Origin of the sequence: Pseudanabaenaceae cyanobacterium SKYG29 (assembly GCA_025055675.1) — a bacterium.
Classification (GTDB): Bacteria; Cyanobacteriota; Cyanobacteriia; order Pseudanabaenales; family Pseudanabaenaceae; genus M5B4.
In genome coordinates this window covers 882,801-896,378 of record JANWWT010000001.1, presented here as the reverse complement: position 1 = coordinate 896,378, position 13,578 = coordinate 882,801, and the positions used below count along the sequence as shown (strand labels likewise).

Here is a 13,578-nt window from a genome sequence, read left to right as displayed (position 1 = left end):
AAAAAGAAAAAATCGCTCCAAGAATGGAGCGAGAAATACTTAAGTTAGGTTGAGAACTAAACAATAAAGATATCCTCTGCCCCAAAACCAGGAGAAGGAGGAATCGGATTATTAAACTGTACCAACAAAACAGGATTGAGAGGTCCAGCAAACCCATCGGGATCGAGGAACAACTGACCATCCACGCTGTTGTAGTAGAAGATAGCGTTATTGGCTGTAAACACAACCGTGGTACCAGTCACAGTCTGAGTAACTATAAATGTACTAGCAGCAACTTCACTAGCGGAAACACTTTGAGCAAAAGTTGTAGCGATGATTTGAGATTGAGAAGTACTAAAGGTAGCAAATAGAGGGGTAGATACTGAGAAGCTAGCAGAACCAGTGTTAACAACATTAGCGGTACCAGAGATAGTAATGGTTACCGAACCAGTCAAGGTAGCTCCAGGGAAAGTGCCAGAGATTGTGAAAGTACCGGTAGTAGTAACACTGAAATTGGTAGTAACATTAGATGTTCCAGAGGGGAATGAACCACTAGCACTAGAAGAAAAAGTGCCAGTTGGACTTGACAAACTACCTGAAAACGTGCCACTACCACTAGCAAAACTAGCACTTCCCACTGCCACAGTGCCACTACCAGTTGCAGTTACTGAACCAGTCAGATTAAAAGTAAAAGAGGAAACAGAGATAGTGAATGTACCAGTTCCAGTTAGGGTAAAGGGAACACTACCAGTAGTTACCAATACTTGGCTAGAAGAAACGGTAGCAATACCTGCCTGACTTAGCCCAGTTGCGGAAAAGCTGGTAGAGAGAGTGTTAGCTCCAACTTCCGATACAGTCAAGCTTCTAGTAAAGGTTGAAGCAGAGAAGAAAGTCGCAGTAACTGAAGCTGTACCAGTACCAGTAATGCCGCTGAAGGGGAATGTGGCAAACAAGGTAGCCGCCAAAACTCCCGTAGGAACAGTAGCAGCAATCTGTAAACCTGCCTTGGATGCCCCAATCCGATCGACTGTTCCACCTGCACCACCATCTTGAAAACCCTGGAGGGTATCATCTCCATCAGCAAGAGTCGTAAAGAAGAAAACATCTGCACCTGCTCCACCTGTAATCTGGTCACCGCCAGTACCACCATAGAAGGTATCATTACCAGGACCACCTACCAGCGTGTCAGGAGAACTAGTTCCCCGAATGATAGCGTTTACGTTACTACCAAGTATGACGTTAGCTGTCAAGGTCTGATTATCGATTACGGAAACTCCAGAACCTGGAGCAACTTGAACCGTTAGGGGAGATGCATTGTTTGTCACAATGCGGAGAGTATTACCAGTAAAAATTCCAATTGCCATTGCCGTTCTCCTTCATGAATCACCAAACTAAACCAATGGATAGGGGTGACTTAACACCCCCACTGTAATGATAGACTTATACAAACACCACTGCGCTTGCAAATGCTTCTGCCCCCGTAGGAGTGGCGGGAACCAAGTTCGCTGGGAGGATCGCAAGGTCGATGATGGTTTGAGGACCAACACCATCTGGATCGAACCCAAATCTCCCAGAGGGCAGGTCGTAGAAGTATACAGGTAGCGGAACGCCGTTAGGATCGAGGAAGCCGATACCAATGTCGAGACCTGCTGCTGGAATGTTACCATTCCCTAGAATGAATGCGGCAGTGGGGAACGGGTTAGTAGCTGCTTGGTTCAGAGTCAAGCCTGCAGTGCCACCAAATCCTTGGGGCGCATTTGGTACAGGCAATGTACCATTAGTGTCTAAAACAATCAAATCAACCTCTGTAATGGCTGCGCCACCAGCAGCAATAGAGAAGTCAGTAATGCGGTCTGGACCCTCAGTGCGAGCAAGGAACACAAACCGATCGGCGCCAGTTCCACCTGTTAGCACATCTGCACCTGCTCCACCTACCAGAGTGTCATTACCAGCACCAGCATTGATAGTGTCATCTCCATCGCCGCCGAGTAGAGAGTCATCACCGTCGCCACCGCTGATAAAGTCAGTGCCGGCCAAACCACTGATGACATCATTACCAGCTAGACCTACCAGCAGGTTAGCAAAGTTATCACCAGTAATGCTATCTGCAAAGTTAGAACCAACTACGTGCTCAACATCCTTGATGCCATCAGTACCACTGTCAGCGCTAGTAGCAACGCCAGTCAACAAGCTAACGGTTACCCCAGCGGTTGTGTTTCCAGCATAACTGACTACGTCTCCAATTACTCCATTGGGGAAAGCCGTAACAGCAGGATCAGCACCAGGCACATCAATAAGGTTGTTCTGACCAGCAGGGCTGAGTAAGTTAGTGGGGATAGTAGCCAAGGAGGTGAGGGCGTTTTCAGTACCACCATCGATCGAGTCATTACCAGGACCGCCCTCTAACAAATCATTGCTTTGATCGCCAAACAGGGAATCGTTACCAGCACCACCACGAATGGTATCGTTATCCCCTTCACCATCGAGGGTATCATCACCATCACCGCCAAGTATGGAGTCACGGCCTGCACCACCGTAGATTGTATCGTTACCAGCTTCACCCAGTAGGGTGTCATTGTCATCCTCACCAAATATCAGGTCAGTGCCAGCACCCCCATAGATAGAGTCGTTACCGCCGTCCCCAAACAGTACGTCATTGCCGTCTTCACCAAAGATAGTATCAGCGCTGGTGTCAAAAGGACCGCCGTTGATAGTGTCATTGCCAGCACCACCGTAGAGGGAGTCACCACCAGTACCACCTTGGATGGAGTCATTGCCGGCACCACCGAACACAGTATCTGAGTCAGAGTTACCAAACAGAGAGTCGTCACCGGCACCACCATCAATGAAGTCTGGGCCTTCATTGGAAGAGCCAGGGCCATCACCTAGGATTGAATCATTACCTTCATCACCGTAGAGAATGTCAGTTACTGTGATGGTAATAGTACGTGTGTCACTGGTCACAACTATTTTGTTTGGATCTGGGGCGCTATTTCCTTGACCCCAAATCGTGTCATCCCCTGTGCCACCCCGAACAGAATCATTACCAGAGCCAGCAGTAATCACATCGTTACCAGCTAAGCCGGCAATGGAATCATTACCTGCAGTACCGTTGATTGTGTCGTTGTTTACAGAGGGGAAAGGAATACCATCAGGAGCAAAATCAGCATCTAAGCGAGTGCCAATGATGCCAGTACGAGAGAGATCAATGTTACGCCCTTGACGAGAGGTTACAGTAAAGCGGAAGGCATCATTGCGGTTGGGGTTGAGTACTGCCAAACCAGGTGTAGCAGTGTTAATGATCTGTCCGTTAACTTCCAAGTCTTCGCTGCCAACTGCTAGGAAGTCAAGGACGTTGACGTTGTTAATGATGATTGTCTGAGCAGCAGATTGGTTAGTAGGAGCCGCTGCACCAGGAGTACCTGCCGTTGTACCAGCATTTGCCCCCAAACCATCAGGAGAAGTGGTACCAGCAACTACGATGCGAACATTAGCACCTACCTGCTCGATCGTTACAGTAGAACCCAAGTCCAAAGCAACCAGCTTAACAATGTCCCCAGTGCCAGGACCAGCAGAGAAGTCAGTAATTACGTCAGTACCACCGTAGCCACCAGAGGTTACGGTCACTTGATTGGCGCCAGCGATATTAGTAAACAGAGGACGCTCAAATGTGAGGTTGAAAGTTCTAACCACAGCGGGCTGGAAGACAAATTGGTCATCACCCCGTCCACCCGTCATGGTATTGCTACCGCTGCTGCCAACTAGGGTGTCATTGCCTGCAGGTACACCACTATCTACATCCGGGTCTGCACCACCCAGCATGGTCGCACCACCATAAATCAGGTCAGCACCCAGGTCACCATTGGCAGTCCCTTCTGCCCCGTAAATCGTATCGTTCGCTTGACCACCGTATACAGTGGAGTTGCCAAAACCAATTACTAAGTCCTCACCCTTGTTACCGTTGAGGATCATGCCAGCACCAGTGGCAACTACGGTGTCGTTACCTTGACCGCCGTAAACCCGATCGGCACCGAACCGACCGATGACCAAGTCTTGATCTGCATTGCCATTAAGGGTGTCTACCCCTTCACCACCGATAATAGTGTCATTACCCCCTAGACCTCTGATCTCATCGCCTTCGTTCCCAGCAATGAGGAAGTCGCCAGTATCTTTACCAATTACTAATGCCATTGTGTGTTTACTCCTCAGCTAACTTAAATAGCAAGAACGCCCTAGGCATAACTTGCCGCCTAATGGAATATACCATAACAGAGCGTTTCAGCCCGCAGTAGGCATAAAACAGTGGCTTTAGTGATATTTTTCGGAACTTTCCTTGCCGAAAACTGCAATTTTTAAGTTTCTCCCCACCTGCTCTCTGAGCCTGTGGTTACCTGCTCCCTGAGCCTGTAGTTACCTGCTCCCTGAGCCTGTAGTTACCTGCTCCCTGAGCCTGTGGTTACCTGCTCCCTGAGCCTGTGGTTACCTGCTCCCTGAGCCTGTGGTTACCTGCTCCCTGAGCCTGTGGTTACCTGCTCCCTGAGCCTGTCGAAGGGAGCGTTTTGTGTAAGTCGGGCTTCGACAAGCTCAGCCCACAGCGACAAGCTCAGCCCACAGCGACAAGCTCAGCCCACAGCGACAAGCTCAGCCCACAGCGACAAGCTCAGCCCACAGCGACAAGCTCAGCCCTCAGTGCTACATAAAGTGCTAGAAGTATGATTACTACAACATGATTTGGGAAATTGATATGCCTCACATGTACATCTTGGAATGCTGTGACGGTAGCTACTACACAGGTAGTACGATTGATCTAGAGAGGCGACTAGCCCAACACCAAAGGGGAGAAGGAGCAAATTACACAGCCAAAAGGTTACCAGTAAAGTTGGTGTATTGCGAATATTACGATCGGGTTGCTGACGCTTACCGACGAGAAAAACAGGTGCAGGGTTGGAGCCATAGAAAGAAGGAAGCACTTATTAAAAACGACTTAAATCTGTTAAAAAGCCTGTCAAAGTCTAGAGCTAATCAAGCCGATTCAGATAGGTAGTAAGGAAAACCATAAACAAAGGTAGTATGCCTCCCGAGCCTATCCCTACCTGCTCCCTGAGCCTGTCGAAGGGAGCCTGTCGAAGGGAGCCTGTCGAAGGGAGCCTGTCGAAGGGAGCCTGTCGAAGGGAGCGTTTTGTGTAAGTCGGGCTTCGGCAAGCTCAGCCCTCATCGGCAAGCTCAGCCCTCATCGGCAAGCTCAGCCCTCATCGGCAAGCTCAGCCCTCATCGGCAAGCTCAGCCCTCATCGGCAAGCTTAGAATTCAAGAACGGCACGTCGAGACTCCCTATCCCCTTAAGGTAACAACAGAGGGTGGTATGCTATGGTCAAACAATTGTTTGTTCCCTGCGACAGAGGACCATAACTCGATCGTCTAGCTAAAAGTAAAAGGGAGGGTTTGACAAAGTATTTCTTCTAATTCGGCAAGGTCTTACCGATCGGGGTAAGTTGCTTTAGCAGAGGTCAGATCACAAATACAAGATTAACCAAGTTGCCCCAAATTTTTAGTGGGAATTTTAGACACTCAGTCCCCTAATTTGTAACCTTCACGATCGTGTCGGCGGAAATCAAACTAAACAGTTCCTTGATGTGTTCATTGTACATGCGCAGGCAACCATGGGAGATCGCCTGACCGACACTATGGCGATGGGGTGTACCATGAAATCCTGACCAGTCTTTGCCATTTGTCCAGAAGCCAATCCAGTATTCCCCTAGGGGGTTATCGGGGTCACCGGATTTGATCACGTCCCCCGTAAAGGGATTTTTCCAGGCGGGTTTGGCAATCATTTGTTGCACTTTGAAGGTGCCTTGGGGGGTTTCCCAGCCCGCTCTGCCTACAGCGATGGGGTAGGTTTTGAACTTGGTATTGCCTTGGAAAGCAGTCACTTGGCGGCGGGAGAGGCTCACTTCTAGGCGGGTAACTTTGGGCAATGCTCGGCGGGATATAGGTGGGACTTGTTTTTGCGCTGCCAATACTTCGTAGAGTAGGACTGCCACTTCTCCCCCTGTGATATGGCGATCGGCTGCTAAAGAGTAGGGGTTATCAGGAGTAGCTAACCAAACTTTGTGTTGCGCCAAGGCAGCCAGGGGATCAATGGCATGGGGAGGCAGACGTTCTGCATCAGTATACAAAGACCGCAGGAAGCGTAACCGATCAGTACGGGAGTCTAGTAGAGGTATTTGCAAGCCATTGGCAAGGGAGACCATTACTTCCAAGCGAGTCAGAGGACGATCGGGGAAAATGCGGTCATCGTTGCCTGTGAAAAAACCTGCTTCGTAGGCATTGAGCAAAGGGCGATAAGCCCAGTGGGAAAGAGGTAAATCAACGAACTGCCGACTATGACGGACTTTGGGCAGAATAAGAAAGGTTCTCTCGATGAGGATGGCGTATTCTGCACGGGTGATGGTCCCCTTTGGTCGCGGTATATTGACTGTACGGTATTGGGTTAAACCAGTTTGATAGGGCTGTGTCCAAGGCTGGGAATAAACGGGTAGAGATAGAAATAGCAAAGTCAGAAAGGTAGCAATTCTTGCCATTGCTTTTGTCTAAACCACCTGCCCCAGTCTAACACTAGTTAGTCAGAACGGCTGCCGTCAACCTTTGGTAATCAACATCATTATCAGTATGGACAGGAATAACTTGGTGCATCTCCTCTGCTAAAAAAGTTTCAAACTCCCTTTGTTGCTGGGCAAGTAAATCCACTGTGGCATCAGCAATATCGGTTTTTTCCAGTGCCCTCTGTTCTAGTCTTTGCACCATTACATCCCAGTCAGCTACACAGTGAACGATTTTGATAGGTACTCCCCGCAACTGAGTCTGCACCTGCTGCCGTAATTCTACACGATCGTATTTGGCATCCAAAATCACCGCAAACCCTACCCCTGTTAGTAGCTGAGCTAATTCTAATAAACGACTATAAGTCCTGTGGGTCATCTCCCCTGTGTAAAGGCTACTATCTCCCCGCACCCGTAAATCTATCCCCCCCAGGTGTTTGCGCACCGCATCCGATCGGATATGAATCGCCCCCAAGCGCCCTGCCAATTCCCGTGCCACTGTAGTTTTGCCTGTTCCTGACAACCCACACATGAGAATTACGAGGGGGGATTTTTGCCTACCAAGCTGGGTGTAATCATGGGCAAGTTTGTAGTAGGCAGCAGCTTCCCTTTGGGCTTGCTCTTTTTGTGCCCCTGGTACACTGGGGTCATCCAAGAGAAAAGAAGTTACCTTGGCACGAATATAAGCCCGCAGACTACAAAACAGGGGAAACAAAGGCAGACCCTCATAGTCATTGGTCTCTTCTAAATAGATATTCAAAAAGCGATTGGCTAAATCCGATCGTCCGCGAAACTCTAAATCCATGAACAGGAAAGCCACATCGTAGAGCACATCTGTATTGCGGAAGGATTCGTTAAATTCTATGCAGTCAAAAATTTGAATGCGGTCTTGCCATAGACAAATATTTTTAAGGTGCAGATCGCCGTGGCATTCCCTAATTTTCCCACCTTCAATTCTCTGCTGGAATATTTTTTGATTTTCCTGGAAAAACTCATCAGTAAACTTTTTGGTAGCCTCAAATTGAGCTTGGGTTTGTCCTCTGCCAATGTAGGTTCTAGTATATTCATAGTTATCATTAGCCACTTGCGCTAGGGCTTGGGCGGTGCCAAATTGGTTGATGTATTCCCCCGTGGCTGCCTGGCGGTGAAATTGGGCTAGCTGCTGGGCAATCATTGTCACATGATTGTAAGTAAGTTTCCCCTGGGCAAACACATTGATCAGCAAATTCTCTTGGGGAAATTGACGCATTTTGACTGCATACTCTACAGGGGGCGTGCCCTTAGCCGCGAAAGAATAACTATTTCCTGCCTGGTAAATCGGCGATACCCCTAGGTACAAATCGGGGGCAAGGCGAGCATTGAGCCGTAATTCCTCCTGACAAAAAAAATGGCGTTTCTCCAGGGTAGAAAAATCTAAGAAACCAAAATTAACTGGTTTTTTAACTTTGTAGGCGTATTCCCCTGTAAGAAATACATAGGAAATATGGGTTTGTACTAGCTCTACCGCTGTCACGGGGTGGTCATAAAAATCAGGCTGTAACATTGCCTGCACTAGGGGGGGGAGGCTCATACACCGAAAACGATCGATATGCCTACATTTATATCTGGTTTGCTACCATCAGTGTAGATAAAGTCAACCCCCGCAATGCGCCCAAACACACTCACGGTGGGACGGAAATCCTGGCTGGAAATCGTTAAGGTTGTTCCCAAACTAACAGCATCACTGATAAACCCTAGGGGAGTAATTGCCCCTGCCAAAACTAGGGTAGGAGCTTCTAATCCTAGGAGTAACTTTGCCTGCAGAGTAAAAAACTCCAGGGGGGAAAGGCGACCGAATATAAAGGAATTTTGCAGCTGCAAGCCCCGAAAATTAAAACCACCGCCCACCCTTCCTACCCCCGGTAAACCTGTATCCGCCGTCAAGGTAGCACTGCTATCCCCCTGGGTTGTGACCTGGACACTGGCACTCGCACTAACTACGGGCAGAGGACGCACTTGAGCACTCAATTCTGCTGCTAAAGGGGAAGTGGAACCACCCCGCACCGTTGCACCGACTGTGAACATAGGACTCATCCTAGGGATTGATAAATTGGGTTTAACACTTCTTCCTTTAGAAAGTGTTTGTGCTACATTGATACAGTATACCAAATTACCGCCAGGATAGGGCACGGGGCGATGGGTACCCCCCTTCTCGGCGGGTGTGTTATCACTATCACGTGTGTCTATGGCAGCCCCGATCGAGTCTGTTTTGCAGGAACAACGTTTATTTCCCCCTCCCGCCCAGTTCTCCCAGGGGGCTCGCATTAAAAGCATGGCGGAATACCAGGAGCTATATGCCCGTGCTCAGGCTAACCCCGCTGCGTTTTGGGAAGAGCTAGCTAGCCAAGAACTGCATTGGTTCGATCGGTGGCATACTCCTCTTATCTGGCAACCGCCTCAGGTGCAATGGTTTGCCGGGGGTAAACTCAACATTTCCTATAACTGTCTCGATCGGCACTTGTCTACCTGGCGGCGGCACAAGGCAGCGCTGGTTTGGGAGGGAGAACCGGGGGATAGTCGCACCTATACCTACGCTCAACTCCACCGCGAAGTGTGTCTGTTTGCCAATGTCCTCAAGGAACTAGGGGTGAGGAAAGGGGATGTAGTGGGGATTTATCTGCCCATGATCCCGGAGGCAGTGATTGCCATGCTTGCCTGCGCCCGCATTGGTGCTCCCCATACAGTGGTATTCGGCGGCTTTAGCGGAGAGGCCTTGCGGGAAAGACTAAATGACGGTAAGGCGAAATTGGTGGTGACAGCGGACGGGGGGTGGCGCAAAGATGCGATCGTGCCATTGAAAGACCAGGTGGATGCTGCTTTACCCCAAGTGCCCACCGTGGAAAATGTGCTAGTTGTGCAGAGGACAGGGCAAAAAATTCACATGGAGCCAGGGCGAGACCACTGGTGGCATGACCTCAAGCAGTCTGCTAGTCCCCATTGCCCTGCAGAACCCATGGATGCCGAGGATATTCTCTTTATTCTCTATACCAGTGGCAGTACGGGTAAGCCCAAGGGAGTTGTCCATACCACGGGGGGCTACAACCTCTACACTCACATCACTACTAAGTGGATTTTTGACCTCCAGGATACCGATGTTTACTGGTGTACTGCTGATGTAGGCTGGATTACGGGGCACAGCTATATTGTCTATGGTCCTCTGTCCAATGGGGCTACTGTTCTCATCTACGAAGGAGCACCCCGTCCCTCTAATCCTGGCTGTATGTGGGAAATTATTGAAAAGTATGGGGTCACTATCTTCTACACCGCCCCAACTGCTATCCGATCGTTCATTAAGCAGGGGGAGCATTTGCCTAAATCCCGTGACCTTTCTTCTCTGCGCCTACTGGGTACTGTCGGAGAACCAATTAATCCTGCAGCCTGGATGTGGTACTACCGCATTATTGGGCAGGAGCGTTGCCCGATCGTGGACACCTGGTGGCAGACGGAAACAGGGGGAATTATGATCAGTGCTCTGCCGGGGGCGATTCCCACTAAGCCTGGCTCTGCGACACTGCCTTTCCCAGGTATCATAGCGGATGTGGTGGATTTAGAGGGCAATCCCGTCGGGGAGAATGAAGGGGGGTACCTAGTCATTAAACATCCTTGGCCCTCCATGATGCGCACAGTCTACAACGACCCCGATCGGTTCCGCCGCAGCTACTGGGAGCATATTCCCCCCAAAGATGGGCAGTATTTTTATTTCGCCGGGGATGGGGCACGCAAGGACAGGGACGGCTACTTCTGGGTGATGGGCAGGGTAGATGATGTGATCAATGTAGCGGGTCATCGCCTGGGGACGATGGAGATTGAATCTGCTTTGGTATCCCATCCTGCGGTGGCAGAAGCGGCGGTGGTCGGTCGTCCTGATGAAATCAAGGGGGAAGAAATCTGTGCCTTTGTCATTTTGGAGGGCTTGCAGACGGGGTCGGAAGAATTAGCCCAGGAGCTAAAACAACACGTCGCCAAAGAAATCGGGGCAATTGCCCGCCCGGCGGAAATTCGCTTTACTGATGCTCTGCCTAAGACCCGATCGGGGAAAATTATGCGCCGGCTGCTGCGCAGTTTAGCTGCCAAACAGGAAATTACTAGTGATACTTCCACCTTGGAAGACCGATCGGTTTTAGACCGACTGCGGGAGGGGGTATGACTTGAGTACCGAAAACCCGTATAAATACAGGACAACGGAGTATAACGGTTATTCGCGCAATATTGAAGCCGTCGGGATGGGGCATTGCCTGACGTTAAAACGGACACAGAGGGGAGAAATCCCCATTGAGGTGTCAAGAATCCCAGACCTTTAGGGCTGGGAGTATGTCAACACAACACCAACAGCTGCCCCGATCGCTAATCCGATGGCAGGATGCCATTTTAACTTGCCAATAACCAATAAAGAGATGGCTAACAAGATGGCATTGACGGTAATTTTTACTGGTTGATCAAGGGGAAACACAGAGGGGGCTAGGTTAATGGCAGCGGAAACCACCATCCCCACTACAGCAGGGTTGACTCCAGAAAGAAAATGCTTGACAGGTTGCAGGTGTTTGATTTTTTGGTAGTACATAGCCAGAAAGAACATCAACACGATCGAGGGCAAAAATAAACCCACCGTTGCCACAATTGCCCCTGCTAATCCCCCCATTCTAAAGCCGGCAAAAGTGGCAATGACAGCGATGGGACCCGGTGTCAACTGACTGATTGCTACCCCGTCAATAAATTCCTTTGGGGTCAGCCAGTGCAAATTATCAATCAACAATTGTTTCAAGACAGGAATTAACACAACCCCCCCACCAAAAAAGACAAAACCTACTTTAAGGAAAGTCCATCCCAAGGTAGCTAAGTTAACAGCAGCAGGTTGACTAGCAGGCTCCGTCAATTGGGCAACTTTGTGGGGTAAAACTTCCATTGCCAAGGGCAAAGCAATCACTGCCTGGGGCTGTTTTTGTTGTGGTTTGCGGGGAGTCATTTTTAACAATAAGCCAATAATTCCCCCCACGCCTAGGATGATAACAGGACTGATCTTGATCAAAGTGCCAATACAGCCCCCAAGGACGATACCGACAGCCACGTAAGACCCGATCGCTTTTTGTCCCATCGACCAGGCAGCGGTTAAAATCACCCCAATTACCACAGGGGCTAGACCATCTAAAACACTCTGCAGGGAAGGAATCTTACTGTAGGTGAAATATAACCAAGACAGTAAAATCACAGCGGCAAAGGAAGGAAAGAGAAAAACGGTACTGCCCAACAAGCCTCCTAGAAATCCGTGCAGGTGATAACCAACAAATAAAGCTGTATTAACAGGGAAAGACCCCAAAATCTGACTAAGAGCTACCCCATGTAAAAACTCTTCTTTATCTATATAATGCCGCCGTTTGACAAATTCCTCCTCCATCAAGGCAATCATGGCAATGCCACCACCAAACCCGATGGAACCCAGCTGCAAAAACAACCAGGTCATCTCCACCAAACTAGGATTCTCTGGCTCTGGTGCTATTTCTTCCTCTTCTTTCATCTTCCCCCTCTCATGCTTGCAGGAAAACATTAGCCTCCTTTGTCATCAGTTAGCAATATGGCAAATGCTACCTAGGGATGACGATTATCCAAAGCTTAACTAAGATAGGATTCCCGACGGAGCCTTGGTTAAAGAATTGTTTAGCTATGTCTCTATGGTGCTGGTTTGTCAAAATACCTCTAGTTTGCGGATTACCCCAGTGGGGAAAGTTGCCTATGCCTGCCTGACCCTCTGCCAGTAGTTATCTCAATGTAAAGTTATGCCAATTTCTGTTAAAAAAATGCCCCCTCACCCTGATTTTGAGCAATTATCGGAATTGCATAAGTCACTGCTTGTTAAGGGGAAATCAGCGCCATGAGAGGGTTAATCCTAGCTAACTTGTCCAAGCCCCTACAATTACCTATCCCAGAGAGGGGAACAGTCGCATTTACTACCCACATCCAAAGATGAAAGGAGTGTGTTCAGTCTGGCGTAGGATAAAAGACAGCCAACCGAGTTTTGGGCAAACCAGATACCTCCAAGACACACCCTACAATTTTCTAGGGGATTGACAGAATTATTCCTGAATCAGAAAAGACACTAGGGGAAAAATGAGTGAATTTAGTCCTGTCTATGGTCCTGTACAATCTTGGCGCTACGGACATTCCTTAGGTATCGATCCTATTGGGCTTGTCTCTACTTGTTCCTTTAACTGTGTTTACTGCCAATTGGGACAGATAGAGCGGTTGTCTTCCCAGCGTCAGACTTTTATTCCTACCGGTGCAATTCTGGCTGCCCTTGACCAAAAACTAGAAAAAGACCTGGACGTAATTACCCTGAGCGGCAGTGGGGAGCCTACCCTTGCCCTCAATTTAGGGGAAATCATTGCCCAGGTGAAGGCAAAAACAATTGTACCGATCGTTGTCTTGACTAATGGTACGCTGTTGGATTCGGAGAGTGTCCGATCGGATTTATGCCTGGCCGATGAAGTCTCGGTCAAGTTGGATGCTGTTACCCCTGAGGGAGTCAAGCGGGTTAATCGTCCTGGCTTTGCTTGGGATGGACAAATATTTTGGCAGAGTCTATTATCATTTCGTGCCCAATTTGCGGGCAGGTTAACCATTCAAACCATGCTCCTATCTGCATGGTCAGAGGTAGAAAAACAGATTTATATTGAGTGTCTACAAGAACTGCGCCCCGATCGGGTTTATCTCAACATTCCCCGCCGTCCCAAACCGCTGCGTCGTCTGCTGCAGGGGCGAGAAAATTTGACTGCCGTAGAAAACAGCGCATGGCTGAAGCCCTTGTCTGTGGAATATTTAGAAGACTTTGCCCATGCTATCAAAGAGCAGTCTCAGTTACCGGTCAGTTATGCTGTTGCAACTATGCCAGAATCATTGGAGAGACCTCCTGAGAGGTAGCTGCCTGATAGCATTATTATCTCTGGGACTAACTGCAAAGTGGGGGATAT

Annotated in this window: 9 protein-coding genes; 3 read left to right on the top strand and 6 right to left on the bottom strand. The window is 49.1% G+C overall.

From position 1 onward, the window contains the following. Window positions 1-56: 56 nt before the first annotated feature. Window positions 57-1,343, bottom strand: coding sequence for a hypothetical protein (locus NZM01_04270; GenBank protein MCS6959243.1), 1,287 nt, complete (start codon window positions 1,341-1,343; stop codon window positions 57-59). Window positions 1,344-1,419: 76 nt separating this feature from the next. After that, window positions 1,420-4,170 (bottom strand): hypothetical protein, encoded by a 2,751-nt coding sequence (locus tag NZM01_04265; protein MCS6959242.1) that lies wholly within the window; start codon window positions 4,168-4,170, stop codon window positions 1,420-1,422. A gap of 562 nt (window positions 4,171-4,732) precedes the next feature. Here NZM01_04265 and NZM01_04260 point away from each other — a divergent pair. Next, a complete protein-coding gene (locus NZM01_04260) occupies window positions 4,733-5,023 on the top strand; it encodes a GIY-YIG nuclease family protein (GenBank protein MCS6959241.1) in 291 nt (96 codons plus the stop codon). A 531-nt stretch (window positions 5,024-5,554) separates the two neighbouring features. Here the strand turns inward: NZM01_04260 and NZM01_04255 are convergent. Genes NZM01_04255 through NZM01_04245 form a run of 3 tightly spaced genes read right to left on the bottom strand, consistent with a single transcriptional unit; the run spans window position 5,555 to window position 8,641 of the window. Further along, complete coding sequence (locus tag NZM01_04255) at window positions 5,555-6,559, bottom strand: L,D-transpeptidase family protein (protein MCS6959240.1); 1,005 nt, start codon at window positions 6,557-6,559, stop codon at window positions 5,555-5,557. Window positions 6,560-6,593: 34 nt separating this feature from the next. Beyond that, complete coding sequence (locus tag NZM01_04250) at window positions 6,594-8,147, bottom strand: AAA family ATPase (GenBank protein ID MCS6959239.1); 1,554 nt, start codon at window positions 8,145-8,147, stop codon at window positions 6,594-6,596. Continuing rightward, window positions 8,144-8,641 carry a hypothetical protein gene (locus NZM01_04245; protein ID MCS6959238.1) on the bottom strand — a complete coding sequence of 166 codons (498 nt, stop codon included), beginning with the start codon at window positions 8,639-8,641 and terminating at the stop codon, window positions 8,144-8,146. Before NZM01_04245 ends, NZM01_04250 begins: the two co-directional genes overlap by 4 nt. 160 nt (window positions 8,642-8,801) lie before the next feature. On the opposite strand from NZM01_04245, the gene acs reads away from it, so the two are divergent. Next, window positions 8,802-10,763, top strand: a complete 1,962-nt coding sequence (gene acs, locus NZM01_04240; protein MCS6959237.1) for an acetate--CoA ligase — start codon at window positions 8,802-8,804, stop codon at window positions 10,761-10,763. 150 nt (window positions 10,764-10,913) lie between these two features. On the opposite strand, the gene chrA is transcribed toward acs, so the two are convergent. Continuing rightward, a complete protein-coding gene (chrA, locus tag NZM01_04235) occupies window positions 10,914-12,128 on the bottom strand; it encodes a chromate efflux transporter (protein MCS6959236.1) in 1,215 nt (404 codons plus the stop codon). A gap of 590 nt (window positions 12,129-12,718) precedes the next feature. Between chrA and NZM01_04230 the strand changes: the two genes are divergently transcribed. Next, complete coding sequence (locus NZM01_04230; protein ID MCS6959235.1) at window positions 12,719-13,528, top strand: radical SAM protein; 810 nt, start codon at window positions 12,719-12,721, stop codon at window positions 13,526-13,528. Window positions 13,529-13,578 lie beyond the last annotated feature (50 nt).

What these genes read in the sequence shown, in the direction of transcription:
- NZM01_04230 (MCS6959235.1), top strand. Translation starts at nt 12,719, where the DNA reads ATGAGTGAATTTAGTCCTGTCTATGGTCCTGTACAATCTTGGCGCTAC.
- NZM01_04260 (MCS6959241.1), top strand. Translation starts at nt 4,733, where the DNA reads ATGTACATCTTGGAATGCTGTGACGGTAGCTACTACACAGGTAGTACG.
- NZM01_04265 (MCS6959242.1), bottom strand. Translation starts at nt 4,170, where the DNA reads ATGGCATTAGTAATTGGTAAAGATACTGGCGACTTCCTCATTGCTGGG.
- NZM01_04270 (MCS6959243.1), bottom strand. Translation starts at nt 1,343, where the DNA reads ATGGCAATTGGAATTTTTACTGGTAATACTCTCCGCATTGTGACAAAC.
- NZM01_04245 (MCS6959238.1), bottom strand. Translation starts at nt 8,641, where the DNA reads ATGTTCACAGTCGGTGCAACGGTGCGGGGTGGTTCCACTTCCCCTTTA.
- NZM01_04250 (MCS6959239.1), bottom strand. Translation starts at nt 8,147, where the DNA reads ATGAGCCTCCCCCCCCTAGTGCAGGCAATGTTACAGCCTGATTTTTAT.
- NZM01_04255 (MCS6959240.1), bottom strand. Translation starts at nt 6,559, where the DNA reads ATGGCAAGAATTGCTACCTTTCTGACTTTGCTATTTCTATCTCTACCC.
- acs (MCS6959237.1), top strand. Translation starts at nt 8,802, where the DNA reads ATGGCAGCCCCGATCGAGTCTGTTTTGCAGGAACAACGTTTATTTCCC.
- chrA (MCS6959236.1), bottom strand. Translation starts at nt 12,128, where the DNA reads ATGAAAGAAGAGGAAGAAATAGCACCAGAGCCAGAGAATCCTAGTTTG.